The sequence below is a fragment of the Rossellomorea sp. NPDC077527 genome (genome assembly GCF_044542955.1).
Taxonomy (GTDB): domain Bacteria; phylum Bacillota; class Bacilli; order Bacillales; family Bacillaceae_B; genus Rossellomorea; species Rossellomorea aquimaris_E.
This window is the reverse complement of sequence record NZ_JBITVL010000011.1, coordinates 50,321-75,201: the sequence shown is the minus strand read 5'-3', so window position 1 is coordinate 75,201 and position 24,881 is coordinate 50,321. Positions and strand designations below refer to the sequence as shown.

The window sequence follows — 24,881 nt, the reverse complement described above, 5'->3', positions numbered from 1 at the left end:
TGGCCGATCACCCTCTCAGGTCGGCTACGCATCGTCGCCTTGGTGAGCCGTTACCTCACCAACTAGCTAATGCGCCGCGGGTCCATCTGTAAGTGATAGCCAGAAGCCACCTTTCAACATTTCCTCATGCGAGGAAATGAGTTATCCGGTATTAGCCCCGGTTTCCCGGAGTTATCCCAGTCTTACAGGCAGGTTACCCACGTGTTACTCACCCGTCCGCCGCTGATATCAGGGAGCAAGCTCCCATCAATCCGCTCGACTTGCATGTATTAGGCACGCCGCCAGCGTTCGTCCTGAGCCAGGATCAAACTCTCCGATAAAAGTTTGAATAGCTCTTTAAAATAAATCTAGAATTAACGTTGACGTATTGTCTTGTTTTGTTCAGTTTTCAAGGTTCAATGTGTAAGTGCTTCGTTTGAAGCGACTTGACCATCATATCAAGAATGCAATGTGTTTGTCAACAACTTTTTTTGAAATGTTTTATGATCTCGCTGAATGTTGTTATGTAACCCGCTGCTCTCTTGCGACGGTTTTTAAAGTATATCAAGCTATTAGATATTCGTCAATAGATTTAATAGATTTAATTTAAAAACTTTCAAACCTCTCTATTAACCGTTCATCTCTCTACAAACAACATCGTCTTTTTCTTCTATATAAAAAAGAACCGGCTCGCACTCCTTGGAGGGCTGGCCGGTTCTTCCGAGAACATTAGTCGATCTTAATGATGTTTTCGTCGTTACGGTTCACGTTACCTGACTTCTCGATTGTCACTTGCTGACCTTCTTTAAGGTTCGTGAAGACAATCGGTGTCATGATGGAAGGAGCGTTTTCTTTGATGTAGTCTAGATCTACCTCTAGTAATGGTTGACCGGCTTCTACCTGGTCCCCTTCTTTTACTAAAGCTTCGAATCCTTTACCTTCCAGTTTCACTGTATCGATTCCAACGTGGATCAGTACTTCACGTCCTGCTTTGGATTCCAATCCGATGGCATGTTTCGTCGGGAATACGTTCACGACTTTACCTGTGATTGGAGAAACGATTGTTCCTTCAGTCGGTACGATCGCGAAACCGTCACCCATCATTTTGCCTGAGAATACTTGGTCAGGAACTTCTGTGATGTCTTTGATCTCACCTGTGATCGGAGCTACAAACTTTTCGTTGTTGCGCTCTGTTTGAAGTGCATCAGGGTTCACTTCTTCGATTTGTTGCTCTACTTCTTCGTTTGCGTTTGTTTCTACTTTACGCGGAGCTTTTCCACGGATGATGTCTTGCATTTGTGATTTGATTGTGTCTGATTTTGGTCCAAAGATCGCTTGAATGTTATCTCCTACTTCAAGGACACCTGAAGCACCCAGTTTTTTCAGACGTTTTTTATCTACTTGCTTCACGTCATTGACAGATACACGTAAACGAGTGATACATGCGTCTAAGTGAGCGATGTTTTCTTGTCCACCCATTGCTTCAAGGATGTTGTAAGGAAGATCGCCAGCTGAACTTGCAGGAGCGTCATCTTCATCTTCATCTACTTCTTCACGACCTGGAGTCATGAGGTTGAACTTGCGGATAGCGAAACGGAATCCGAAGTAGTAAATGAATGCAAACACGATACCTACCGGGATGACGATCCAGGCATTCGTTTGCGGGTTAATCAGTCCGAATAGAATGTAGTCAATTAAACCACCTGAGAATGTCATACCAATCTTTACATTTAACAGATGCATCGTTAAGAATGATAAACCTGCAAAGATACAGTGTATTCCAAATAGTACAGGTGCTACGAATAAGAATGAGAATTCAATAGGCTCTGTGATACCTGTTAAGAATGAAGTCAGGGCAGCAGATGCCATGATCCCACCTACAACTGCTTTACGTTCTGGCTTCGCTTCATGATAGATCGCTAATGCCGCTGCCGGAAGTCCGAACATCATGAATGGGAATTTACCAGTCATGAACGTACCTGCCGTCAGGTCTTGTACACCATCTTGAATTTGTTTCATAAAGATTGCCTGGTCCCCACGAACAACTTCACCAGCTGCTGACGTGTAAGAACCGAATTCGAACCAGAATGGAGCATAGAAAATGTGGTGTAATCCAAATGGAATAAGTGAACGTTCAATTACACCGAATACGAATGCTGCGAATGCTCTGTTTTCACCAAGCATAAAGTTTGAGAATGTGTTCAGACCATCTTGGATTGGTGGCCAAATTAATAACATTAATAATCCTAATACTACGGAAGATGCTGCTGTTGCAATTGGAACAAATCGTTTACCTGCGAAGAATCCTAAGTATGAAGGAAGTTCGATCTGGAAGAAACGATTGTACATGGTCGCTGCCAGGATACCGACGATAATACCGCCGAATACACCTGTTTGTAAGGTCGGGATACCGAGTACCAGTGCAAATGCAGGATCGACGCCTTCGCCCGTAACATCACCAATACCTAACCCTTCGACCGTACCCATTGTTACGTTCATGATCAGGAAACCAACGATAGCCGCTAAACCAGCTACCCCTTCTCCACCGGCAAGACCAATGGCAACACCGACTGCGAAGAGCAGTGCCAAGTTTCCGAAGATAATTCCACCCGCTTGTTCCATTACGCTGGCAACGGTTTCAACACCGCCGTTATTAAGGAATGGGGCAATGTCTAGAAGCGTTGGATTTTGAAGTGCATTACCAAACGCTAGTAAAAGTCCGGCTGCTGGTAAAATCGCAACTGGAAGCATTAATGCTTTACCGACTTTTTGTAGTACACCAAAAGCCTTTTTAAACATGTGAGTTTCCTCCCTTTATTTTCATTTTCGACTAATTAGATGATTGCGCCTAACCAAACAAAAAAGGCATGAGAAAAGAGGATAATGAACGTATATGGATAGACTACCCCAAAATACACGTTTCAATTATCTTCTTCACTCATGCCTGATCGAATCAGTAACACGTAAGAAAGATAAGTACTTTAATTCACTTTATTTTGAATCCGTTGAAGATGCATGGTAAGGTATACTGCCTCTGCATCGTACACGGGTTTCTGCAATGTTTGCTGCATCATCTTAATCAGCTTCCAAGATAGATTATAGCAGACAGGGTATTCTTCTTTCAACAGTTTTGCAATTTTTTCTGGTTCTTCTACTCTTTCTCCCCGCAAAACCCGTTCAATTGTATAACGGATATGTCGTATGAGCCTCATGTAATCGACGCTCTCTTTATTGATTTCAACATCCAGCTGCTGTTCGATCATCCCTATCAGTCGACTGATCAGTTGGGAATGCTGGTTCACTTCAGAAAGATCCTTGTTCATCATGGCACTGTGAATATGAAGGGCGATGAATCCCACTTCCCCTTCAGGCAAATGGACGTCGGTCATTTCGTTGATCATGCTGACGACTTCTCTCGCAATTTCATATTCAAAAGGATACAGCGTTCTTGTCTCCACAAGGAACGGATTCCGAATCTCCATCCCTCTCATCAATCGGTTTATGGCGAACAGGATATGGTCTGTAAGGGCGATGTGAATATGCTCGTTCAGGAATGAATTGGTTCTTTTTCTGATCAGCTCGATGGCAGAGATAATGACGTTTGACATGTCTTCATTTAGAAAAGGAAGAAGGTTTTTATACTGCTCCTGCTCTTTTTCCCCTTTTAGGACAAACATCTTTTCTGCAATATCGTTTTGGATGGGATCATCCTTTTTCCGGTTGAATCCTATCCCCTTCCCGATCAGCACGACCTCTCCGTAGCTTTCATGAACGGCTATCAATACGTTGTTATTCAAGACTTTTTTCACATTTAAAGTAGACATACTCAATTCTCCCTATATATTCGACCATTTTCGACACAACCTGTTTTCATGATTTTAACGAAAACTGACCCTTTTTTCAATTCTAATTTCTTACCTTAGTACTACCTTCTCTACCTTTGTTGTCATTCCCTTTATTTATATTCTACACTTTTTTCGATAAAAATCAGAAAGAAGCTGATCTGGAATCGATCAGCTTCTCATTATCGGTACCTATTTTATACTAGGAAGATGAAGTACAGGACAAAGATCACAAACAAGAAATACATGATTGGATGAATTTCTTTCGTGCGACCTTTCATGATCATCGTGATCGGGTAGAAAATAAACCCGATGGCGATACCTGTTGCAATGCTGTACGTAAGCGGCATGGCAACAATCGTCAGGAATGCCGGTACAGCTACCTCGAATTTTTTCCAGTCGATTTCACCTAATGATGATACCATCAGCACCCCGACAATAATCAGGGCCGGCGCCGTCACAGCCGACGTGATGACGGCAAGTAACGGGAAGAAGAAAATCGATAGGACGAACAGGATGGCCGTGACAACGGATGCGAATCCAGTCCTCGCTCCTGCTGCAACCCCTGCAGATGATTCAATATAAGATGTTGTTGTAGAAGTTCCCAAGATGGCTCCGACTACTGTGGCACAAGAATCTGCGAATAATGCTTTACCTGCACGTGGTAATTTGTTGTCTTTCATCAGTCCAGCCTGGTTCGCCACTGCCACCAGTGTACCGGCTGTATCAAAGAAATCGACGAATAAGAACGTCAGGATGACCACAAGCATTTGAATGGTAAAAATACTGCCTGCATCATTAAATAATGGCTCAAGAGCCGCTCCGAAAGTCGGTGCAAGACTTGGTGCTGAATCTACTACCCTTTCCGGTGTATCGATCAGACCTGCAATCATTCCGACGATGGCCGTTACGACCATCCCGATGAAAATTCCACCTTTGACGCCTCTTGTCATCAAAATAACTGTAATGATGATTCCGAAAATAGCAAGTAATGTCGTTCCTTTTGTTAAATCACCAAGCCCGACTAGTACGGCATCGTTGTTTACGATGATTCCCGCATTTTGAAAGCCGATGAATGTAATGAACAAACCGATACCGGCTCCAACAGCGTATTTTAATTCGGCAGGGATTGAGTTAATGATCTTCTCCCGGATGCCGGATAATGTCAATGCAATGAAGATCAATCCTGAAATCAATACTCCCGTTAAAGCAGATTGCCATGGTACACCCATCGTTAGTACGACCGTGTATGCGAAGAAGGCGTTCAAGCCCATCCCCGGTGCCAAAGCGATCGGATACTTGGCGATCAATCCCATGATCAATGACCCGATGGCAGCAGCTAAAGCTGTAGCGACAAACACTGCACCATAATCCATCCGCATGCTGTCCGGAAGATCCGGTACGGATTGAAGGGTTAACGTAAGCGGGTTAACAATTAAGATATAGGCCATCGATAGGAATGTTGTCAGTCCCCCGATGATCTCCCTTTTATAATTCGTTCCTAACTGGTCAAACTGAAAGAAATTCCTCATTCTCTTACTCCTCCTATAGAGTCGTCGTAAAAAATAAAAAAACCTCGAACTACCAGAGTTCAAGGCTTTGACTGTTAAGATCAAGATCAATAAGGAACCAACGTATGGCCCTATCATCCATCACCTCGTAGTCAAGCCATTTACGGTAGCTTGGTAGAAACGCTCGGGCCCTATTCCCGAAATTATACGACGTAATACTTTTATAATGTTTTGTTATGATTACAGTACTATTGTACCAACGGGAATTCAGTCCGTCAACAGAAAATACGAACATTATTTTAATTTCTTGATATAATGTTCGTTTAATACAAAAAACGACAGGCATTCTTCCGTTTGTCGAATGGAATCGATCTGGAAGAAGCCTGTCAGTTTTTCACTCAAACCTATTTCATTATTCCCACTCGATTGTTGCAGGTGGCTTACTCGTCACATCATACACCACGCGGTTGATATGATCGACTTCATTTACGATGCGTGTTGATATTTTCTCCAATACGTCCCATGGGATACGCGCCCAATCTGACGTCATACCGTCAATGGAGGTAACTGCACGGATTCCGATCGTGTAATCATATGTCCTCGCATCCCCCATAACACCGACACTACGGATATCAGGCAGGACAGTGAAGTATTGCCAGATGTCACGATCAAGGCCGGCTTTCTTGATTTCATCACGGAGAATGTAATCAGACTCACGGACGATTTCAAGTTTCTGTTCAGAAATTTCACCAAGGACACGGATACCAAGACCAGGTCCCGGGAATGGTTGGCGCCACACAATTTCATCTGGAATACCCAGTTCAGAACCTAATGCACGCACTTCATCTTTGAATAAAGTGTTCAATGGTTCAATCAGAGTGAACTGCATATCTTCAGGAAGCCCGCCGACATTATGGTGAGACTTGATCGTCTGCGCAGTTGCCGTACCACTTTCAATGATATCTGTATATAACGTACCTTGTGCAAGGTATTCGATGCCTTCAAGCTTCGTTGCTTCATCATCAAACACATAAATGAATTCATTTCCGATGATCTTGCGTTTTTGCTCAGGGTCGGATACACCTTTTAATTTATTTAAGAAACGATCCTGTGCGTCCACTTTAATGACGTTCATATTAAATCCGTCAGCGAATGTCTTCATTACGCTATCCGCTTCCCCTTTACGAAGAAGGCCGTGATCGACGAAGATACATGTCAGTTGATCGCCGATGGCTTTGTGGATCAACACGGCCACGACAGAAGAATCGACTCCTCCGCTCAATGCACAAAGAACCTTTTTGTCTCCAACTGTTTGGCGGATTTTGTCCATTTCCATTTCGATGAAGTTCTCCATGGACCAGTCGCCAGTACATCCACACACTTCGAATACGAAGTTCTTCAACATTTCGTTTCCATGCACCGAGTGACGCACTTCAGGGTGGAATTGAACCGCATATAGGCCTTTTTCTTCATTACTCATAGAAGCAATCGGGCAAGATGGATTCGTTGCATTCACATCAAAGCCTGCTGGAGCTTCAACGACTAAATCCCCGTGGCTCATCCAAACGACTTGTTCTTCAGGCAGGTTCGAGAATAATTTTGACTGCTTCTCGATGTTGATGGCAGCTTTTCCGTACTCACGGTGCTTCGCGCGTTCTACCTTACCGCCAAAGTGCATCGTCATCAACTGCATGCCGTAGCAAATTCCGAGAATCGGAATATCCAGGTCAAAGATACGCTCATCACAACGGAACGAATCTTCACCGTAGACACTATTCGGTCCACCGGAGAAAATGATTCCCGTTGGATTCATCTCCTGAATTTCTTCAAGGGTAACTGTATGCGGGTGGAGCTCACTATAAACACCAAACTCACGAATTCTTCGCGTGATTAATTGATTGTACTGACTTCCAAAGTCCAAAACGACGATCATTTCTTGATTGTGCAATTCTTCTTTACCAAGCATTCAGTTCACCTCTTCAGTTTATTTACCTTATACTATCTATTGTTGTTAGCATTCCAAAAAATATAAAAAAAACTAGACTTCGCCTTAAAAAAAGGCAGAATTCTAGTTTTTTTGCATACACGGATGTCAACTTAGAACACTGCCTTCATAGTCCAGTCATTTAAGGTGACCGGGTAGATACTTTCGAACCGTATTATCGAGGATATACGAAGGATGCTAACGAACGCTATTTGAATTTGACATCATTTTATACTTTGTGGTCTACCGGGTCAACCGGTTGTCCTTTTAATTAAATTTTCCCATAATTCCCTCATCTTCACCCAATCTTCTGATGTAGGCTTCTGACCATACAGAACCCGTTCATAATTATTCGTCAGACTGGTCATTTCACGGGTACCGAAGAAGGAATCGATGTATCTGGAATACCCCCGTAATGTTTGGCCGTCTTCCAATCTCAGTCCGTACCTTTCCAACTGTTTCATGAGAGACAGATAGGCGTCAGAGAATACATCATCCGACGATTTCCTGCGGTAATAGAAAATCAGGACATACGGCATCCATCGTCTTCTCACAAGGTATAAAGCAACCGCAATGATGATCAAGAGAATGGCACCCATCACAATTTTGCCCCAGTTGTCCACGACAAATGACTTTAGGTCCTCCCAAAGCTTGGATATAGAAAAACCATCACCGGAAGAGGCAGTATCTTCTTCAGGCTGTAAAGGTTTTTTTGGAGTCTCCTTTTGCTCCGGTAAAGGGACTTCATTCTTCTCTGAATCAGGTACATCCAGGTCATACTGATAAGATACGTTGTTACTGAAGCCGACTGTCGGCTCAAACGGAACCCACCCCACTTCTGGGAAGAAGACCTCTACCCACGAGTGGGCATTGTTGTTTGATACTTCGTAAAGCTTGTACTTCGAATCCACCTGTCTGCTGTATTCCCCCTCTGTATAGCCTTTTGTCCATCTTGCCGGGATTCCCAGAGAACGGACAAGCACTACCATGGAAGAGGAGAAGTTATCACAATAGCCGCGCTGTGTTTCAAAGAGGAACTGATCCACGTAATCCTGCCCTTCTTCAGGAACGGGTACGTCGAACTGATCGTATACATACGCTTCTTTTGAAAAGTATTGTTCGATCGCCCTTACCTTGTCATACCAATTATCTTCTTCCGACGTGATCTCAACGGCCAAGTCCTTGACCCGTTGAGGAGTCGTCTCGGGCAGCTGGGTGTATCGATCGACAAACTCGGGTACCTGCATGATTTCCTGCTCTTCATTCGCCGCCTTCATCTTTTTCTGGGAATAGGATGGGGAACGGTAGGAGAGCTCATATTCTTCAAGCTTGACGGTTTCATCGGATCCCTTGTAGCTTGTCACTTTTTCATCGATAGGATTAAAGCTGAAATACCCCTTATCATTTCCATTTATCGCCTCCACCCCATATGGATAGACGACATGGGAATACTTGCGCTCTACCATGACTTTTTCACTTTCAAGGTCCCGCTCTTCATCCGATTCCGGCGAGGGAATGGGAACCTTTTTCCCTGGGTCGAACGGAAGGGATTTCTCCTGTTCATCCGGGATGGACTGTTTCCACCCCTTCCCGGTGTACAAATCCTTTGATTCAATCTTCCAATAATGTTCCCTTGTCACCTCAGCATTAAATACGACAGTCGGATCACCGACAAAGGGCCCCCCCAGTTTCGTGTCATCGGAATCGTAGCCAATCTTGTTCACCCCGCTGCCACCTGCATCCTCAGAGAAGGACTGGAGATAAGGGACCGGGTCCGGCCAAATGGGATCTGCTTTAGGCGCTGCAAAGGCAACGACCGAACTGACCCCGAGCATCACCGTCAGCGGAACAATCCAGCGATGACGGCTCATTTTGGAACCACGTAGATTCTCTCTTTGCACCAGTCTTTCAAGCGCCAACAACCCCATGAGAAGAAAGCCGAAAATGACGACTCGTATAATGGAGCTGTCTCCCTCATAAACCGTAAAGGTGTCAATCAGACACACATAAGCGACCGTCATCACATAAAAAAGTAGAATCGTTTTCCGAACCGATATCCAATAATGAATCAAGTACGTCATCAGCCACAGGAGCACGAAAAACAATAAGCTTCTGTATTCAAAAGACAAACTCGGCCACTCACGACCGAGGGTCAATCCGAGATTCACCCATACATCGTGGCTGAACTTCATGAACCACCCAAGGCCCAGGAAGGAACCGGCATAATACAATACATGCAGACTGTAAAGGATAAAAAGGATTTTCACCGACGCCGTAATCAGATAATGAATCCTGAAAAAAGACAGGGCGAGGGACAGGGCGATAAAGACAACAAAATACGTCAAACTGGCTGTGTCCGTCACTACCTTAAGGGGCTTTAACCACTCCCACAAAAGTAAAAATCCAAGCAAATAAACCATGAACTTAAAATAGGAGTTCGCTGTAACATGTCTCATGCCCGCTTCACCTCCAGAAAGGCGGATGAGAAATCACCTTCGTAGCACACTTTTAACCGGATGCCCCTGGAGGAAGCATAGGCTTTCAGCGATTTCTCTTCTGCCGTGTACGCCTCTCCCACTCTTTTCACCAAAAAGATGACAACGGAGCTGTTCCGCTTCGCATACTCATTCACGCTCATAATCATTTTTTTCGAAACGGAGGAGGTCACGAAGAGGACCGCTGCTGATTGAGAATAGTTCAATCCCGCTCCCTGCAGGACCTTCCCTAAAGCAAAACGACTGTCCTGCCTCACTTTAGCCAAATGATAATTCAGCTGACTCAAGTGCTCATCACCGCCGCGGATCGGAAACGAAACATGATCTTCACCGATCGACACAAGGCCGACCTGCGCCCCTTTCTTTACGATGGAACGGATCATAGATGCCGTAAAGGTCACCATCGCTTCAAATGCCGGAGAAGCCTCCCGATCGAGGACGATAAGGACATCATGTGATTGCCGCTCTTCAAACTCCTTTGTCATCAGTTCATTCGTTCTGGCAAAGGTTTTCCAATGAATCCACGAAAAACGGTCCCCCGGCTGATAATCACGAATACCGGTCGCCATCGTCGTGTCCTTTTGGATCTTCACATTCGAAGTGGTCATCCCTTGATCATACCGATTCTCCAACGGACGATATGGGACATCGACGATTGAAGGATAAACGAGGAGTTTGTCCACGCAATCCACCGTCGCTTCCTTTTCGAAAACACCAAAGAAATCACCTGTTTTGAACCGCACATTAGAGAAAATATGCTCTCCTCGGGGAAGTTCATCCACATAATAGGTGAGATTGATCCGTTTTCTGAATCCAGGATGGATCATCGCCTTCGCCTTTTGGAAACCCGAATGATGAAAGACCGAATCGGTCACCACATCCTCCATTACCATGTAAAACAAGGGAAAGGGGATCTTACGGGACAGGGTGATCGTCACCTTTAATTCATCCCCCGCTTTGTACTCCGCCGATTCAAAGCTCCTCTCTACATAAAACTCCGAAAGAGGGTATAAGAAAACCAACACGGAATAAAGGGCAAACGGCAAAAAGCTATAAAATAAAAACCAGCTCACAAACCCACCTTGGAACATCGCATACGAAAACGTCACCCCCATCAAGAGGAGCAAAAGCAAAAACTTCACAAGTGGTTTTAATAATCGAAGTTTCGTCTTCATCTATCTCGCAATCCTTTGGACAGGAACTGGTATGCGAGCCATGACTCTTTCCACCACTTCCTCAGGAGTGATCCCTTCATACCTCGCTTCAGACTTCATAATAATACGGTGTGAGAATACGTATGGCGCCAGGAATTGGACATCATCAGGAACCACATAATCCCTGCCCCTTAAATAAGCATACGCCTGACATGCCTTCATCAACGCAATCGATCCACGCGGGCTCGCACCAAGGTATACATTGGCATGGATCCTTGTACGATTCGCAATTTCTACGATATATTTCTTGATAGTGTCGTCCACCAATACTTCCTTCACATCCCCTTGGATATATCTCAATTCCTCAAGGGTCATCACCGGCTCCAATTCATCGATCGGCGGAGTACGCTGTGCGCGGTGAAGAACTTCCATCTCTTCTTCCGGTTCCGGATACCCCATCTTCATCTTCAACAGGAATCGGTCCAACTGTGCTTCCGGAAGCGGATAGGTCCCTTCATACTCAATCGGATTCTGGGTCGCCATAACGAAGAAAGGCTTATCCAGCTTCCGGGTCATCCCGTCAATCGTCACGCTGCTTTCTTCCATACCCTCAAGCAAAGCAGACTGAGTCTTCGGTGATGTACGGTTGATCTCATCCGCCAAAATGATATTCCCCATGATTGGTCCCGGCCTGAACGTGAATTCCATTTCTTTCGGATTATAAATCGATACACCGATCACATCCGACGGCAGTAAATCCGGCGTAAACTGAATCCGCTTAAAGCTTGCCCCAACAGATTTTGCCAACGCACGTACCATCATCGTCTTCCCGACACCCGGAACGTCCTCAAGCAGTACATGCCCACCGGCAAGCAGGGAAACGATACTAAGCTCCGCCACCTTTCTCTTTCCGATCATGACTTTCTCTATATTATCAATGATACTTTGTAACTTCGGATTCACCATTTCATGTGACATCGTACCCCTCCTGAATGATTCATACTCTTCTATAACTATTACTACTTTCGTTTAAAAAGTCGAAAATCCTCTATAAATTGGTAAATTCATATAGAAATTTTAGGGAATTGGTAGGAGATAGGGTGCTTATGAGGGTGGAGAGCTGCATTTTTTGTCGAAATAAAAAAGCCGACCCTCAATCAATCGAGAATCGGCTTCACTTTCTTATTTCCAAAAATCATCAAACACCGTAACCGGCAGATGACGTTTATGCTGTGTTTTCAGGTAGTGGCCTTCAATGACTTTTTTCGCTTCAGCAGGTACTTCTTTCCCTTCCAGGTAATCGTCCAGCTGATCGTACGTGACCCCAAGGGCTTCTTCATCCGGCAGCTGTGGACGGTTTTCTTCAAGATCTGCTGTCGGTTTCTTGTTGTATAAATGTTCCGGACAGCCGAGTTCCATTAAGAGCATCTTTCCCTGCCTCTTGTTCAAACGGAATAGAGGGACTAGATCCGCCGCTCCATCGCCGAATTTCGTGTAGAAGCCGGTCACCGCTTCAGCAGAGTGATCGGTCCCGAGCACCACACCGTCCTTCATAGCAGCAATGGCGAATTGCACCTTCATCCGTTCACGTGCCTTTTCATTTCCTTTCACGAAGTCGGAAAGCTCGATACCATTTTTCTTCAACGTTTCCACGCTGGCATCGACTGCAGGTTGGACATTGACTGTCATTGGAACGGTTGGATTAATAAATTCCACCGCATCAATGGCATCCTGGGCATCCCCCTGCTCCCCGTAAGGAAGCCTGACGGCATAAAAAGCATAATCTGATGATCCTGATTCCTGATTCATTTCATCAATGGCCATTTGTGCCAGTTTCCCTAATAAAGTAGAATCCTGACCTCCTGAAATACCAAGGACCAGACTTTTCAGGAATGAATGCTTCTTCAAGTAAGCCTTCATAAAGTCGACACTTCGACGGATTTCTTCCTGCGGATTGATTTCCGGGGAGACCATCATTTCTTCTACAATTTGTTTTTGAAGAGAATCCATGTTTTCACACTCCATGTTAGGTTTTATTACATCATATTATATCTTTTTATCTTACCCAATCACAGGCAAACTTACCAATTTTCGCTATGTTTTTCTTTCACTTCGGCTTTTACACGATGAATGAGATCCATCTTATTGTTCCAGCATTCTTCGCTCAAATCTACAGGGTACTCTTCCGGATTCATGGAACGCTTATACTCGTCCCATAACAATTCAAGGTTCTCGTTCACAAAACTTCTCATTTCCTCCAATGGAGGCGTATCATACACAAGCTCCCCGTCCTTGAATACATCTACATGAAGCTCTCTCGCTTCAAAATTCGTGACGAACTTACTGATATACGTATGAACAGGATGGAACATTTTCAACCGTTCCTGGCTTTCCGGGTGTTCATGGTCCAGGGCAATATATTCGCCCTCTGATTTATGATTAATCGTGTTGACGATGCGGTACACCCTTTTCATTCCAGGGGTAGAGACCTTTTCAGCGTTACTCGAAATTTTGATCGTATCTTCCATTTCACCTGACTCATTTTCAATGGATGCGAGCTTATACACGGCACCTAAAGCAGGCTGATCGTACGCCGTGATCAGCTTCGTCCCGACACCCCATACATCAATCTGTGCCCCTTGAGCCTTCAAGTTCAAAATCGTATACTCGTCCAGATCGTTGGAAGCGATGATTTTCGTATCCGTAAAACCAGCCTCATCCAGCATCTTCCGCGCCTTTTTTGACTGATAAGCCATGTCCCCGCTATCAAGGCGGATTCCTTTAAAATTGATCTTATCGCCAAGCTCCTTCGCAACCTGTATCGCCGTTGGTACACCAGACTTCAACGTGTCATACGTATCCACGAGGAACACACAATCCTTATGGCTCTCTGCATACTTGTGAAACGCCTGATACTCATCCCGATAAGCCTGAACCATGGCATGGGCATGTGTCCCTGAAACCGGCATGCCGAATAACTTCCCCGCCCGGACATTACTCGTCGCATCAAAGCCGCCGATATACGCAGCCCGCGTTCCCCAAATCGCTGCATCCAGCTCATGGGCACGCCTTGTCCCAAACTCCATCACAACCTCATCCTGCACCACCTGCTTGATCCGGTTCGCCTTCGTCGCAATCAACGTCTGGTAGTTCACGATATTCAAGATCGCCGTTTCCAGTAACTGAGCCTGAGCAAGTGGCGCCTCCACACGGACAAGGGGAACATTACCAAACGCAACCTCCCCTTCTTGCATGGAACGGATTGTCCCAGTGAAACGAAGCTCTGCCAAATATTCCAGGAAAGCCTCCTCATATCCCAGCTCCCGTAGGTACTCGATATCACTCTCCGAAAAATGAAACTTTTTCACATATTCAATGATCCGTTCAAGCCCCGCAAATACCGCATATCCATTGCCAAAAGGCAGCTTTCGAAAGAACACTTCAAAAACAGCCTTTCGATTATGGAAATTATCGTCCCAGTAAGCCTTCGTCATATTGATCTGATACAAATCTGTATGCAACGCTAAACTATCATCTGCATAGTTCGTCATGTATTTCTCTCCTTTAAGCTATAGCCAATTGTTGAACATGATGTGTCTTATCTATTTTAACCAATATTGGGTGGGATATCGAATGATTAGGGTTGGGTTTGAACAAACGTTTGATTAAATGTTCCATTTCTATATTATTGGATGAACAAAGGATCGTTTACAAAATCTCCAAAGAATGAAGCGTTGTAAACTGCTGCAATATATTAGCTTACGCTAGTAATATAATTATGAAAAATTAGTGATGGTAAAAGTACTATCATTGAAATCAATAATATGGATTCAATGTTTTTAATATAAATCCTAAGTGGTTGTTTAAACTCCATATTCACTCTCCTTAGTTACGTATTAGAGGGAGAAGTCTAGAATCAAACATTTGATAACCTTCTTTAATTTTCAACTCTCTGAACCTCTTTATATCTTCGACCGAGTATGATAAACCACTTATATCACCTACATCTTTTTCAATTACACCTTCAATAAATTCAGTAATGATATTTCTTCTTTTTTCTGTATGCATATTCCTTAAGGATTTACAGAGCTTTTTACCTTTTTTGTTTCCTTCTACTTCCTTTAATATTTTGGGTAAATCATAGTAATTTGTTAATTGCAATCTTTGTTCTTCATACAGTAACACATGCCATTCAATAAATATTGCATATAATCGATCAAATGAACTCTGATTTAATAACTTATTTCTCTCTTGTTCATCAGAAATTGAACATAACTCTTTATACATGTCTACAAATTTTTCTTGATTATGATAAATAGTTTTACACATCTTAAGTAGTAAACTTAGTTCTTCATATAGTGGGTGAGCACTATAAATTTCTTCCCCGAAATATTCTTTGACCTCTTTTTCAATAGTTTTCATCATGCCGTATGGTCTTTTTAAAATATCTTTCATTCCATTTTTCGTTTCACTAGCAAATTTCATAATGTTATTATATGAACTTATCCTAAATATCAATGATTTTGCTAGGTTTATATCTAGTATTAAACCATCTTCTCTAACCGCCATTGAACCTTGAGGAATTCCAAAAATATTAAGGAACAATACATAATAATAGGATTCACCATTATGTACTGCAATATGTCTTGATACTTCTATCCGCTCGTTCCATTTTTTCATTTTATTAATTGCTTTCTTTGCATCTCTATCTAATTTAGGCATTTATTATCCTCCAAAAAATGTTTTCTTAGCCCAATCCCAGACCTCTTTTCCTTTTTCCTTAGCTTTTTGCAAAATGGGGTCAGTCCCCCATCACAAAAACGCATTAGTTTCCAGGGGACTGACCCCTAATCACAAAATTTTGTTACATTGTAGTAGGAGGTAACTTAATTATAATGACACATAGCAAAACTGAATCTATTAATTAAATTTGTACGGCCGCAAATCGTTAAAAAATTTTTTATAACACATTTACCATTCCGGTGGCACATAAAATTTATTAATTAAAGAATATTAATCTAATAATTTCTTAGTTCCTTATTTGTGGGGCGAGATTTGACTCAAACATTTGATATCCTTCTTCGATCTTCAATTGTCTAAAAGATTCAACATCTTCTGGAGAGTAGGACAAATCACTAATATTCCCTATTTCTTTGTTAATAACACCTTCTAAAAAGTTAACAAACGATTTTCTTCTTTTTTCTGTATGCATATTATCTAATGTTTTATGTAATTTCTTCCCTTTGTTACTCTCGTCCGCATGTTGCTTGATTAAAGGAATATCATAGAAATTTAATAGTTGCATACGTTGTTCTTTATATAGAAGCACATGCCATTCAATAAAGATCTCATGGGTTCTATCAAATGTCTCTGCGGTTAAAACTTTTTTCACTTCCTGAGACTCTGCAATCGAACATATTTCTTTAAACAACTGCACAAATTTCGGTTGGTTCTCCTGCATAGTTTTACACAAGTCAATTAACAAGGTTAATTCTTTATGAAGCGGATGTTCCACAGGAATAACCTCACCAAAATATTCTTTTACCTGATTCTCAACTGTTTTCATTGTTTTTATTGGACGTTTCACAATATCTTTCATACCATCTTTAGATTGACCAGCAAAACGCATAATATTATTATAGGAACTTACTTTAAAAACAACTTTTTTTGCAATGTCTCTTCCTGGCATATCACCATCATTTCTAACAGCGACAGCCCCTTGAGGAATCCCGAATAAATTTAAAAATAGAACATAGTAATACAATTCACCATTAATTTCTGCAATATGACGAGAAACTTCTATACGCTCATCCCACTTTTTCTTCTCTTTAATTGCTTTTTTTGTATTTTTGTTCAATTTACCCATGAGTTATCCCCCAGTGAAAGTTTTCTTTGTACACTCCTAAAATTTCTACACTTTTTTACATATTATGAGTGTAAGGTTTCATTTCTATTTAAGTACCTCTAATAAATATAGAAGTTTCTAATGATTTCTATAAACAAAGAAAAACGGGGTCAGTCCCCCGTCACAATAACACATTTTTGTATACAGGGGGACTGACCTGAAATTCTAGTGATTCAAGAATACTAATTTATATTAGTACTATATTTTTCATTGATTTCTTTTTTTAACTGTTCAATATTCTTATCTCTGCTCATTTCCAAATCTTCTTTTATTTTCTTTTCAGACTCATCAATTAAATCCTTTACATTCTCTTTTCTTTCCATAAGTTCTTTCTTTTGTTCACTAGTAATCACATCTTCTAAAGAAAGATCATCAATGATCCCGTATAAATTATTATTTTGGATGTCTGCCATTAATGAATAATCATTTGTATAGCTTAGGATGTCAAAGTTTGCGTCTACTTTTTTGGCATCAGCATCATTGAGTGCGTCATCTTTCCAATCTTTCCAACTCTCTAAAACGTCTTTTGCACGATCAAATTCTTCTTCTAATTGCTTAGCATTAGTCACTGTTGTATAAATACCGTTAGTGTTATCAGCAAGAGATTTTAACTGCTTTTGGGCAGCGCCATCCACATTAAATCCGATGACATTGACAATTGGTTTAATGTTAGAGTCCGCAAAAGTTTTAGCAAATTCAACAGGATTTCCGTCACAAGTCTCGATCCCATCACTTACAAGATAAATTAGATTCGTATTATCCTTTGAATCATATTTGCTGAACGCTTCTTTGGAAGCCTTCAATGCCCCTTCAATTGGCGTCCAGCCACTCGGTTCAAAACTGTTTAATGCTTTATCAAATTGCTCTTTATTATACTTATCAAACCCATATACTTGTTCCACGCTGGAGCAGCTCATTTTTTTGTCTTGATCCGAGCCAGATCCTTTATGGCCATAGACCCTTAGAGATACATTAGCTTCTTCAGGAGCGGTTGACAGAAAGTCATTAATGGCTTGTTTTGCAAGGTCCATTTGAGTTTTACCTTCCACATCATTCTTCATGCTCCCACTTGAATCCAATATTATTTCAATATTGTAATTGTCTTTAAATTGGTATCTTTCATCGGTAGTATTGGGTGTACCTGACATACTGTATTCCCACTTTTTCACAAGGTCTTGGGGGTCAGGGAAATCAACCGCAGCTAAAGAATACAGATACTTAAAATATTGATCATACTCTTCCTCACTTGGATGTTCGCTTAGTGGAGGAGCATTTTCAACTTCCTTGAAAAGAGTAGGCTCAAATTCTTCACTCCTTATTGGTTCACCTGCGAATGTACCAGGTGACTGACCAATTACCGCTTCCGCTGAATTTGGCACTTCGGATATATTAATGTAAAAATCCTCTTTGTGTTTTTTATTTTCCTTCGTCTCCGAAGCGTTTTTTTCGTTCTTTTCAGTTCCTTGACTCTTATTTTGGTTATCTGCTTTTTGCTCAGCGCTATTACAACCTGATAACACCAAAGCCAGCAGGAGCCATACGAAAAGGTATTTTTTCATGTATATCCTCCTTGAATGCATGTAACTTGTTTGATTACTTGAATCAGTGGATTGGAGTTTTCTACACTCTACTTAAAATGAATATTTTTTGTTCAATGGTTCTTGTTTATTTACTCTGTTCGGTTCCATAATGGAGAATGTTTTCCATGTCTCTGATTTAAAGTGCTTCAAGTATTCATCCCCATTGTCTCCCATATTCTTTTTCACATGTAAGAATCTATGAGTCTATGGATTCGTATTACTGTCATATTTATTGTTAATTTCTTCTTTTAAATCGTTTAATCTCTTAGAACTACTATTATTTAAATCATTTTCGATTTCTTTTTCTGCTTCTTTTAGTAGATCTTCAACATTCTTTAATCTGTTCTGTAATTCTCCCTTATCTTCTTGGGTAATAATATCCTCTAAATAAATATTTTGTATTAAGCTAGATAGGTTGTTAGACTGACTTAGACCAGTGAAATAAAAGTCATTCGTATATCCTAAAACATCAAAATACGCGTCTGTTTCTTTGGCATCCACATCATTCAAAGCGTCTTCTTTCCATTCTTTCCAACTCTCCAACACATCCTTAGCTCGGTTAAATTCACTCTCAAGTTGGTCTGAATTCGTGACGGTTGTATAGGTACCGTCTGTATTAGAGGCGATTTCTTTTAATTGTTTTTGAGCTTCACTATCAACATTGAACCCAATAACATTTACGATTGGGTTAATATTTGAATCTGCAAGTGTTTTAGCAAATCCGGCTGGGTTTCCATCACACGTTTCGATACCATCACTCACTAGATAGATTAAGTTAGTGTTGGTTTCAGAATCATATGACGAAAATGCTTTCTTGGATGCTTTTAGTGCTCCCTCTATAGGTGTCCAACCACTTGGCTGAAAGCTGTCTAAGGCTTGTTCAAATTCTTTTTCGTTGTATGGTTTGAAGTCATATACCTGCTCCACACTTGAACAACTTTTCTCTTTATCAGCATCAGACCCTGTCCCTTTATGGCCATAGACCCTTAAAGATACATTTGCTTCCTCTGGAACAGTAGAGAGGAAGTTATGAATGGATTCCTTTGCCAGTGCCATCTGTGTTTGGTTACCAACCTTATTCTTCATACTCCCACTTGAATCTAAGATAACTTCAATATTATAGTTTTCTTTGAATTTATATTTTTCATCTGTTGCGTTAGGGGTGCCCGAGACAGCATATTCCCATTTTTTCAGTAGTTCTTGGGGGTCTTGAAAATCTTCAGACACTAGAGAATATAAATATTTAAAGTAATTTTCGTATTCTTCTTCTGTGGGATTTTCACTTAAGGAAGGAGCTTTTCTTATCTCTTTCATCACTTTAGACTCCCATTCATCCGAACTAACTGGCTTTGCAGCGAATTGACCCGGTGACTGATTAATTAATTCCTCGGCGCTTTCAGGAACTTCCTTTATCTCATCATAAAAACTTTCTTTGGTGTTATCTGTTTTTTTCTCTTCTTCTTGCTTACTGTTTTCAGTATTATTTTCACTTTGATGGGATGTATCTTCTGTCGTCACTGCTTCATCACAACCAATAAGAATAAGACTGAGTGAAAGCAAAATCATTGTAAGATATTTCATAGGATGCCTCCTGTATTGAGAGAAATTCACTAAATCGCTACTGAATGGACGAATAATCGGCAATGGTGGAAAAATCCATATGTGCCTTCCGTTTTATTTCTAGCGAACAATTCAAACCGCTCATTCCACTTCGGTTTTATATTTATTTTTTATTTCTTCTTTTAAAGATTCTATTTCGGTTTCATTCATAGATTTTAAATCCTCTAGAATTTCATCTAAAGCTGCGTCAATAAGATCTCGGACGGTGGATGCTCGTTTCTTTAATTCGTCTCTTTGTTCAAAGTTGATCTTTCCTTGTTCACGAAGAATGGTGAGTAAGTAACTAACCCTTAAAGATTGATCCCTCTCAATAGCATTCCAATCGTTTGAAAACCCAAGAATATCAAAACTATTATCTACTCGCTGTGCATCTGCATCCCTTATGGCGTCTTTCTTCCAACTCTCCCACCGCTCTAAAATATTCTGAGCCCGATCAAATTCTTCAGTTAATTGATCTTTGTTAGTAACAGTAGAATATATTCCGTCTGAACTTTCAGCTACCTGTTTTAACTGCTCTTGAGCCTTAGAATCTACATTAAACCCAATCACATTAATGATTGGTGACACGTTAGACCCTGAAAATTCTTTTGCCACCGCAACAGGATCACCATCGCAAGTTTCAATGCCATCACTCACTAAATAAATGAGGTTGGTATTTGATTCTTTGTCATATTCTTTAAATGATTCAAAAGATTGTTTTAAACTTTCTGCAATTGGTGTCCAACCGCTGGGTTTAAACTGATTTATAGCATTACTGAACGAATCCTGGTTGTATTGATCAAATCCATATACCTGCTCTATACTGGAACAAGATTTTTCTTTATCCGATTCATCGCCTGTACCTTTATGACCATATACTCTTAAAGATACATTCACATCTTCTGGAAGGTTAGAAACAAAATCATTTATCGCTTCTTTTGCGAGCTCCATCTGAGTTTTGTCTCCAACTTTGGCATTCATACTTCCACTTGAATCAAGTATAATCTCCACATTATAATTCTCTTTAAATTTGAACTTGGGATTTTCCATTTCTGGACTGCCATACATAGAAAACTCCCATTTCTTAACCAAGTCATCAGGATCAGGAAAGTCATTTGCAGCAAGAGAATACACATATTGAAAATATTTATCATATTCCTCTTCACTTGGTTTTTCAGGTAGGGGAGGTAAATCTTTTATGTGCTCAATTACCTGCTTCTCTACCTCATCACCCAATACTTCCTTATTGGCATAAACCCCTGGCCGTTGATGAATGATATCAACTTCATTTTGAGGAATATCAGGAAGGTCCTTAAAATTCTTTTCATTGACTAGTGTCTCTTTCTCATCTTTAACAACTTCCACATTTGAATCTTTTGTCTTATTTTCTTGTTTAGCCTCATTTGTATTTCCTTCTTCACTACAGCCTACTAATAGGAAGGATATAGTCATAATAAAGGAGAAGATTGATAGTCTCATATTGTGTGCTCTACCTCCTGACGTATAATTTTCTTTTGATCTCTTCCGATTTTCTCTATTATGCCTTTAATTTTTGTGGTGCAATTCATCCAATTTATTCAGGCACTAAAGTACTGTTAGTTTTTGGAATTTACTTCATTGAGTATTAATTTGATATTTATGCTCAAGTATCTTTTTGGCTTGCTGATAATTCTGTTGATTAATATTTTTTAATTCCGAATTGAATTTTTCAATTTCTAAATCTATCCATTCATGATACTTATTGTTCTTCTCTTCAAGATAGATACGAGACTCCTTACTCATAAGGCTATTTTGCTGAAAAGTATAAACCAGTAGATTAATTTGATCTTTCTCGTTGAGAGACTTGGATTCTTCCTCAGTAATATAATTAAAAATCTCCAAGCCATTTTGCACCTCTTTAAGATCTATGGATTGCTCACCTTTTTCCTTCCACTCTTTCCATGAGTTTGCTACATCATTAATTTTATTGAGCTCTGATTTCAGTCCATCTTGATCTTCTACGTTTTGATAGATGCCCTCCGTTGAGTCCGCAATCTCTTTTAGCTGTCTTTGCCCCTCACCATTAACATTAAATCCAATTACATTAATAATTGGATTAATGTTGGATTTATATAGTTTATTAGCGGCTGATACAGGGTCCTCATCACAGGTCTCGATACCATCACTTATTAAATACACAATGTTTGTATTACTTTCCCCATCGTATTTCATCAAGTCTTGCCTAGCTTCATTTAAAGCAAGAGATATGGGGGTCCATCCTGTTGGTTGTACATCCTTCAGAGCTGATTCGAACTCTGATTCTACAAACGGTTCTATTGGATATAAGATCTCAGAACTGCTGCAGGATAGTGTTTTATCCTTATCAGCATTGCTTCCTTTATGTCCATACACCCTTAATCCTACTTTGGTACCTTCTGGTAACTCTCTTATAAATTCCATTATTTCTTCTTTTGCAGCGTCCATTTTGGTATTGTTACCTGCATTCTGAGCCATACTTCCTGATGAATCTAGAATTACTTCCACGTTTAAATTATCCTTAAATTGGTAGCGGGAGTCTTCTATATCAGGGTTCCCAAAAGATTGAAAACGCATTTGTTTAAACAAAGTTTCCGGACCTTTAAAGTCTTTTTGTACTCTCTGAAGCAATTCCTGATAGTAATTGTCTAACTCTTTCTGAGAAGGATTCTCTTTAATGTTCGGCAAATCTTTAAAGAGCTCTATCGCTTGCATCTTTTCTTCCTTTGTTGCCGTTGGAATATAACTAGAATCTTTCCCTACAGGTAGATTCTCCAACTCTTTGTAGGTATCGGGTAATGGTGTTATCTTCATACTTTTTTCTTCTCGTTTCCCCTTAGGTTCTACCCTACCCTTGTCTGAAGACTCACTATTATTACTAACAACCTGCTTACTACTTTGTTGCTCTTCTTTCTCTTCTTTGCCACACCCCGTCATTAATATAAATACTCCTATTAATAAAGTCAGGGTTACTCTAAAATTCCTCATGATATTCCCCCAAATGGTTACTTTTAAAAGCATTTGAAAAAATGTATTTTATAATCAATTACTAAAACATGAAATTGAATGCTATCGCACTTTGCCACATCAATCCTCCAACTACTGCTTCATTTGCCTCAACTAATTGAGTTGCTGGAAGAGGAGTAGCTACAATAATGACACAGCTCATCAACTTATTTCTTGCATCTGAGCTTGCATAATAAGCTATAATACCATTTTGTCTCTGTACCTATCCGAGATGTTAAAGTTCAACTGCACCTATATATAATTTTAGTAATATTAAACCCCATGAATGGGGACTGACCTCAAATCCAGTTCCAAATGCTATTCCTTTACATTTGAATCATATTTTTCATTTATTTCTTTCGCTATCTCCTCAATCTTTTTGTCACCAGTATTTTTCAGATCGCTTTCGATTTCACTTAAAGACTCATCAACCAGCTGTTCAATATCTTTTCTTCTCTTCGTTAATTCTTTTTCTTCTTCATTTGTAATCAAGTTCTCTAAAGTTGATATCTGGATTATTTTCCAAACCCTATTATCCTGCGCCCTTGCTTTTTGATCATAGTTAATGGAAAAATCTCTTATATCGAAAAATACATCGGTGCTTTTCCCATCTAAATCATACAGTGCATCTTCTTTCCATTGATTCCAACTTTCAAGTACTTCTTGAGTTCTGTTAAATTCATTTTCTAATTGTTCAGCGCTTGTTACAGTTGTATACACCCCATCACTGTTTGCAGCCACAGCCTTCAACTGTTTTTGCGCTTCCCCATTTACATTAAATCCAATGACATTAACAATAGGGATGATCTCGGAATCTTGAAGCGTTTTAGCAAATTCTGCTGGGTTACCATCACATGTTTCAATTCCATCGCTCACTAAGTAAATTAAATTCGTATTGTTTTTAGCATTATATTTTGAGAATGCTTCTTTGGAAGCTTTCAATGCCCCCTCAATAGGTGTCCAACCACTAGGTTTAAAATGATTTAGAGCTTGATCAAACTTATCTCTTTTGTAGGTGTCAAAGCCATAAACCTGCTCGATACTTGAACAGCTTAACTTTTTATCGGAATCAGAACCAGATCCCTTGTGACCATATACTCTTAATGACACACTTGCTTTCTCTGGAACACTAGCTAAAAAGTTATTGATCGTTTCCTTAGCCAAATCCATTTGGGTTCTTCCGTTTACCGTATTGTTCATACTACCGCTTGAATCAAGAATAATTTCGATATTATAATTATCTTTGAATTGAAAGCGGTCATCTGTTGCATCCGGAGTGCCCGATATTGCATATTCCCATTTCTTAATTAACTCCTGGGGATCTGGGAAATCTTCTGAGGCTAATGAATAAATGTAAGCAAAGTATTGATCATATTCTTCATCTGAGGGGTTGTCCGGTAGTGCTGGAGCCTTTTTCATTTCCTTCAGCATCTTAGCTGTCCATGGATCTTCCTCTACATACATTCCTGCGAACAATCCGGGAGTTTGATTAACCACTCCTTCTGTTGTTGAAGGAACCCCTGGGAGATCATCAATACTCTCTTCTTTTTCAGCATCTGAAGTATCATCTTTCTCACTAACGTTCTTTTCCGTTATTACCTTTTCATCTTCGGAAGTCGTATTTTTACTCTTTTCATAGCAACCTGCTAATACGAGAAGGGCTATGACAATAAATATTAGTAGTCGCTTACTCATTCCTTACCCTCCTGACTAAAACACCTATGAAAACTTCTAATAAATTCCAATCGTTATCTTTACTCGTGTAGTCAACAATCTTAAAAAGAAGACTCACTATCACTGAGAACTATTCA

At 40.6% G+C, this 24,881-nt stretch carries 16 protein-coding genes, 1 rRNA gene and 2 riboswitches; all 17 genes read right to left on the bottom strand.

All coding sequences use genetic code 11. The features are described 5' to 3' along the window. Positions 1 to 320 (bottom strand): 16S ribosomal RNA (locus ACIGG7_RS22625); the annotation flags it as partial. A 388-nt stretch (positions 321 to 708) separates the two neighbouring features. Further along, positions 709 to 2,778, bottom strand: a complete 2,070-nt coding sequence (gene ptsG, locus ACIGG7_RS22620) for a glucose-specific PTS transporter subunit IIBC (protein WP_397551095.1) — start codon at positions 2,776 to 2,778, stop codon at positions 709 to 711. A gap of 182 nt (positions 2,779 to 2,960) precedes the next feature. Beyond that, positions 2,961 to 3,803 (bottom strand): glucose PTS transporter transcription antiterminator GlcT, encoded by an 843-nt coding sequence (glcT, locus tag ACIGG7_RS22615; protein WP_224945631.1) that lies wholly within the window; start codon positions 3,801 to 3,803, stop codon positions 2,961 to 2,963. Positions 3,804 to 4,018: 215 nt separating this feature from the next. After that, entirely contained in the window at positions 4,019 to 5,353 is a 1,335-nt protein-coding gene (locus ACIGG7_RS22610) for an NCS2 family permease (protein WP_397551094.1), read from the bottom strand. A gap of 108 nt (positions 5,354 to 5,461) precedes the next feature. Further along, positions 5,462 to 5,563: riboswitch (purine riboswitch) on the bottom strand. A 181-nt stretch (positions 5,564 to 5,744) separates the two neighbouring features. Next, positions 5,745 to 7,298 (bottom strand): glutamine-hydrolyzing GMP synthase, encoded by a 1,554-nt coding sequence (gene guaA, locus ACIGG7_RS22605; RefSeq protein WP_224945629.1) that lies wholly within the window; start codon positions 7,296 to 7,298, stop codon positions 5,745 to 5,747. A 128-nt stretch (positions 7,299 to 7,426) separates the two neighbouring features. Then, a riboswitch (purine riboswitch) is annotated at positions 7,427 to 7,528 on the bottom strand. 39 nt (positions 7,529 to 7,567) lie between these two features. After that, on the bottom strand, positions 7,568 to 9,772 hold the full coding sequence (locus ACIGG7_RS22600) for a transglutaminase TgpA family protein (protein WP_224945627.1): 2,205 nt from the start codon (positions 9,770 to 9,772) through the stop codon (positions 7,568 to 7,570). Beyond that, on the bottom strand, positions 9,769 to 10,986 hold the full coding sequence (locus ACIGG7_RS22595) for a DUF58 domain-containing protein (RefSeq protein ID WP_224945625.1): 1,218 nt from the start codon (positions 10,984 to 10,986) through the stop codon (positions 9,769 to 9,771). Before ACIGG7_RS22595 ends, ACIGG7_RS22600 begins: the two co-directional genes overlap by 4 nt. Continuing rightward, the gene (locus tag ACIGG7_RS22590; protein ID WP_224945623.1) at positions 10,987 to 11,943 is read right to left on the bottom strand and encodes an AAA family ATPase; all 957 of its coding nucleotides are present in this window, start codon (positions 11,941 to 11,943) and stop codon (positions 10,987 to 10,989) included. It abuts the gene before it with no gap. A gap of 204 nt (positions 11,944 to 12,147) precedes the next feature. Further along, complete coding sequence (gene nadE, locus ACIGG7_RS22585; protein WP_397551093.1) at positions 12,148 to 12,975, bottom strand: ammonia-dependent NAD(+) synthetase; 828 nt, start codon at positions 12,973 to 12,975, stop codon at positions 12,148 to 12,150. Between the two features lie 71 nt (positions 12,976 to 13,046). Then, the gene (locus ACIGG7_RS22580) at positions 13,047 to 14,516 is read right to left on the bottom strand and encodes a nicotinate phosphoribosyltransferase (protein WP_224945619.1); all 1,470 of its coding nucleotides are present in this window, start codon (positions 14,514 to 14,516) and stop codon (positions 13,047 to 13,049) included. Positions 14,517 to 14,850: 334 nt separating this feature from the next. After that, a complete protein-coding gene (locus tag ACIGG7_RS22575) occupies positions 14,851 to 15,687 on the bottom strand; it encodes a hypothetical protein (RefSeq protein ID WP_397551092.1) in 837 nt (278 codons plus the stop codon). 307 nt (positions 15,688 to 15,994) lie between these two features. Next, positions 15,995 to 16,831: a hypothetical protein gene (locus ACIGG7_RS22570; RefSeq protein ID WP_397551091.1), complete on the bottom strand. Its 837-nt coding sequence runs from the start codon at positions 16,829 to 16,831 to the stop codon at positions 15,995 to 15,997. A 221-nt stretch (positions 16,832 to 17,052) separates the two neighbouring features. Next, positions 17,053 to 18,429 carry a VWA domain-containing protein gene (locus tag ACIGG7_RS22565; RefSeq protein ID WP_397551090.1) on the bottom strand — a complete coding sequence of 459 codons (1,377 nt, stop codon included), beginning with the start codon at positions 18,427 to 18,429 and terminating at the stop codon, positions 17,053 to 17,055. Between the two features lie 225 nt (positions 18,430 to 18,654). Further along, a complete protein-coding gene (locus ACIGG7_RS22560) occupies positions 18,655 to 20,031 on the bottom strand; it encodes a vWA domain-containing protein (RefSeq protein WP_397551089.1) in 1,377 nt (458 codons plus the stop codon). A gap of 120 nt (positions 20,032 to 20,151) precedes the next feature. After that, positions 20,152 to 21,528: a VWA domain-containing protein gene (locus tag ACIGG7_RS22555; RefSeq protein ID WP_397551088.1), complete on the bottom strand. Its 1,377-nt coding sequence runs from the start codon at positions 21,526 to 21,528 to the stop codon at positions 20,152 to 20,154. 135 nt (positions 21,529 to 21,663) lie between these two features. Further along, a complete protein-coding gene (locus ACIGG7_RS22550) occupies positions 21,664 to 23,052 on the bottom strand; it encodes a vWA domain-containing protein (RefSeq protein ID WP_397551087.1) in 1,389 nt (462 codons plus the stop codon). 336 nt (positions 23,053 to 23,388) lie between these two features. Next, the gene (locus ACIGG7_RS22545; RefSeq protein ID WP_397551086.1) at positions 23,389 to 24,765 is read right to left on the bottom strand and encodes a VWA domain-containing protein; all 1,377 of its coding nucleotides are present in this window, start codon (positions 24,763 to 24,765) and stop codon (positions 23,389 to 23,391) included. Positions 24,766 to 24,881: the final 116 nt, after the last annotated feature.

Bases quoted from the DNA above. Each gene is read 5' to 3' on its own strand.
- glcT (WP_224945631.1), bottom strand. From the start codon at position 3,803: ATGTCTACTTTAAATGTGAAAAAAGTCTTGAATAACAACGTATTGATA.
- ACIGG7_RS22595 (WP_224945625.1), bottom strand. From the start codon at position 10,986: ATGAAGACGAAACTTCGATTATTAAAACCACTTGTGAAGTTTTTGCTT.
- ACIGG7_RS22565 (WP_397551090.1), bottom strand. From the start codon at position 18,429: ATGAAAAAATACCTTTTCGTATGGCTCCTGCTGGCTTTGGTGTTATCA.
- ACIGG7_RS22575 (WP_397551092.1), bottom strand. From the start codon at position 15,687: ATGCCTAAATTAGATAGAGATGCAAAGAAAGCAATTAATAAAATGAAA.
- ACIGG7_RS22590 (WP_224945623.1), bottom strand. From the start codon at position 11,943: ATGTCACATGAAATGGTGAATCCGAAGTTACAAAGTATCATTGATAAT.
- ACIGG7_RS22610 (WP_397551094.1), bottom strand. From the start codon at position 5,353: ATGAGGAATTTCTTTCAGTTTGACCAGTTAGGAACGAATTATAAAAGG.
- ACIGG7_RS22600 (WP_224945627.1), bottom strand. From the start codon at position 9,772: ATGAGACATGTTACAGCGAACTCCTATTTTAAGTTCATGGTTTATTTG.
- ACIGG7_RS22550 (WP_397551087.1), bottom strand. From the start codon at position 23,052: ATGAGGAATTTTAGAGTAACCCTGACTTTATTAATAGGAGTATTTATA.
- nadE (WP_397551093.1), bottom strand. From the start codon at position 12,975: ATGGATTCTCTTCAAAAACAAATTGTAGAAGAAATGATGGTCTCCCCG.
- ACIGG7_RS22570 (WP_397551091.1), bottom strand. From the start codon at position 16,831: ATGGGTAAATTGAACAAAAATACAAAAAAAGCAATTAAAGAGAAGAAA.
- ACIGG7_RS22560 (WP_397551089.1), bottom strand. From the start codon at position 20,031: ATGAAATATCTTACAATGATTTTGCTTTCACTCAGTCTTATTCTTATT.
- ACIGG7_RS22545 (WP_397551086.1), bottom strand. From the start codon at position 24,765: ATGAGTAAGCGACTACTAATATTTATTGTCATAGCCCTTCTCGTATTA.
- ptsG (WP_397551095.1), bottom strand. From the start codon at position 2,778: ATGTTTAAAAAGGCTTTTGGTGTACTACAAAAAGTCGGTAAAGCATTA.
- ACIGG7_RS22555 (WP_397551088.1), bottom strand. From the start codon at position 21,528: ATGAGACTATCAATCTTCTCCTTTATTATGACTATATCCTTCCTATTA.
- ACIGG7_RS22580 (WP_224945619.1), bottom strand. From the start codon at position 14,516: ATGACGAACTATGCAGATGATAGTTTAGCGTTGCATACAGATTTGTAT.
- guaA (WP_224945629.1), bottom strand. From the start codon at position 7,298: ATGCTTGGTAAAGAAGAATTGCACAATCAAGAAATGATCGTCGTTTTG.